This is a genomic window from Roseovarius sp. 217 (genome assembly GCF_000152845.1).
GTDB lineage: Bacteria > Pseudomonadota > Alphaproteobacteria > Rhodobacterales > Rhodobacteraceae > Roseovarius.
On sequence record NZ_AAMV01000034.1, the window covers coordinates 1 to 1,834 of the forward strand.

The 1,834-nt window shown below is 58.7% G+C and carries 1 protein-coding gene and 1 pseudogene; both read right to left on the reverse strand.

Annotated elements, in window-relative coordinates:
- Nucleotides 1-745, reverse strand: a pseudogene (locus tag ROS217_RS00005) (hypothetical protein); the annotation flags it as partial.
- 268 nt (nt 746-1,013) lie between these two features.
- The coding region (locus tag ROS217_RS00010) for a porin (protein WP_009815566.1) at nt 1,014-1,834 on the reverse strand (821 nt) is incomplete at its 5' end.

Here is a 1,834-nt window from a genome sequence, read left to right on the forward strand (position 1 = left end):
GAATGACCGCGCGATCGCGCAGGCGGGCCTCACCGCTGCAAGCAGCCACGATCCTCGTGATGTCAGTGTCGTTGAGAAAGTCCGGTACTGGCGCCAATTGCCAGCCCGCAAAATTCGGGATGGCCTGGTCACGGCCGGCCGGGCAACGCCCAGTTGCGATCAGGAAACGCAGGAATGCGCGAGTGGCGGTCACCGTTATCCTTGCATGGGCAACGCCGTGCATGCCCGCGCGTCCCAACACAAACTCCCTGATTGCATGGGCGCTATAAGCTTCAGGCGCGTCGCCAAGAACGAGGAACATGTGAACAAGGATGTTCTGATAGGTGTCGAGGGTGCTGTCCAACACCCCGCGATTCCGGAGCATCCAATCCCGGAACTCGCCAAGGATCGGCCACCGATCACTCGGGGACGGCGGCTTCGGCAGTGGGTCGACAATACCCAGTTCTTCAAGGAAGAGAACAAACAGGGCACCTGATCGCAATCGCATAGAGTAATTCGGCATGGCCCTGAAGGCCGGTACAGATGCTGCGTATCCGCTGTGGATGGTGCCGAGATCATAGCCGGCGTCGTGCATCCAATCCGTCCAATGCCCCAAGTAAATGGTCAGCATTGAAATCGTTGACTTGGTGTAATTCCGTGCGTGAAGCCAACGGACATAGCCCTCGAAGTGTGGGCGGGCGAAATGAAGCCTTGAAAGCGTGAGATACCGCGGAGTGTTCCGCCTTTTCTTGGGGGTGCTGGACATTCGATCTCCTGACATGGGTTCAATGCCGGAAAATGCCGGCGAACCACTTCTCGCCCAAAAGAACCCGCGAGGGCACAAGCTCGTCGTTATGCGGAGCGGATTGTCGAAAATCACTCGCGTTTACAGCGTGATGACCTGACCGCTCCGCATAATCCGTAGCGCGGCATAACATGCCCCGTCGGCCTCCGCAGTTTGCTCACATATGCGGCACACATAGAAAAGGCGGGGGGAAAAGTCACCCCCCGCCCCTTGTCTTGTTACCGGTCGATTAGAACGACAGGTTGATCGAGGTGCCGATGAGGGTACCTTCGGTCGTGGTGTTGGCGTTACCAAAGGTGCCGCCGGCATCTGCGTTCACAGTACCTTCAACATAGGCTGCGTACACGGCCCAGGTCACGCCAGCGCCGAGCGAACGGCTGCCGACCAGCTGGTAGGCTTCGTATTCGGCAGCGTCGCCGGAACCGGCGCCAACGCCATTGTACTCACCCTGGTAGGTGTCGAAACCAACCGACCACGGGCCAGCGATGTCATAGGTCACACCAAGGCTCCAGCCTTCGGAGTCGAATGCACGGATGCCACCGTTGTCGTTCTCGCTGTAACCACCGCCGATGACAAAGCCGCTGAAGCCAACGCTTGCGCCAACGCCCCAAACTTCGGGATCACTGGTGCCAGCAACGTTGGATTCTGCAGTACCCCAACGAGCCGACAGATCAAGGTCAACGCCGCTGAACGACTGGCTGTATGCGATACCGATGTCGAAAATGTCGGTCACGCCGGCATTACGGTTCACACCAAAGTTGTTACCAGCGTTTGCACCGGTACCTGCAACGTTCGACGCAGCAGCGTAGGACACGCCGAGGGTCAGACCGTTGAAGGAAGGCGTGTAGTAGGTGATGCGCGGAACGTCGTTGTTTGCCAGAACTTCAGCATAGGACGAAATGCCCGAGTCACGGAACAGCCACGGCAGGTTGCCGCCAGCGCCGTTCGAGATCGGAACAAAGCCCGAGATCGACGGAGAGTTGATGCCGATGCGCCTTTGACCTGCGGCGCAGCCACAGTCATCTTGTAACCAGCCGAGTTCTCGTTGCC